1 protein-coding gene and 1 pseudogene are annotated in these 750 nt (G+C 49.6%); one reads left to right on the plus strand and one right to left on the minus strand.

Annotated features, from left to right (window positions below; translation table 11 throughout):
• Nucleotides 1-137 precede the first annotated feature (137 nt).
• Nucleotides 138-599 (plus strand): prophage endopeptidase RzpD, encoded by a 462-nt coding sequence (gene rzpD, locus AC2D8P_RS16640; protein ID WP_000092275.1) that lies wholly within the window; start codon nucleotides 138-140, stop codon nucleotides 597-599.
• Nucleotides 600-630: 31 nt separating this feature from the next.
• Here rzpD and bor read toward each other — a convergent pair.
• A pseudogene (bor, locus tag AC2D8P_RS16645) lies at nucleotides 631-750 on the minus strand (serum resistance lipoprotein Bor); the annotation flags it as partial.

Raw genomic sequence — 750 nt, forward strand, 5'->3', positions numbered from 1 at the left:
ATCCGTCAGGCAATCGACCGTTGCAGCAATATCTGGGCTTCACTGCCGGGCGCTGGTTATGGTCAGTTCGAGCATAAGGCTGACAGCCTGATTGCAAAATTCAAAGAAGCGGGCGGAACGGTCAGAGAGATTGATGTATGAGCAGAGTCACCGCGATTATCTCCGCTCTGGTTATCTGCATCATCGTCTGCCTGTCATGGGCTGTTAATCATTACCGTGATAACGCCATTACCTACAAAGCCCAGCGCGACAAAAATGCCAGAGAACTGAAGCTGGCGAACGCGGCAATTACTGACATGCAGATGCGTCAGCGTGATGTTGCTGCGCTCGATGCAAAATACACGAAGGAGTTAGCTGATGCTAAAGCTGAAAATGATGCTCTGCGTGATGATGTTGCCGCTGGTCGTCGTCGGTTGCACATCAAAGCAGTCTGTCAGTCAGTGCGTGAAGCCACCACCGCCTCCGGCGTGGATAATGCAGCCTCCCCCCGACTGGCAGACACCGCTGAACGGGATTATTTCACCCTCAGAGAGAGGCTGATCACTATGCAAAAACAACTGGAAGGAACCCAGAAGTATATTAATGAGCAGTGCAGATAGAGTTGCCCATATCGATGGGCAACTCATGCAATTATTGTGAGCAATACACACGCGCTTCCAGCGGAGTATAAATGCCTAAAGTAATAAAACCGAGCAATCCATTTACGAATGTTTGCTGGGTTTCTGTTTTAACAACATTTTCTGCGCCGAT

It is taken from the genome of Roseovarius sp. YIN77, from assembly GCF_057219155.1.

Excerpts from the sequence above, each read along its gene's own strand:
- rzpD (WP_000092275.1), top strand. The coding sequence starts at position 138 with ATGAGCAGAGTCACCGCGATTATCTCCGCTCTGGTTATCTGCATCATC.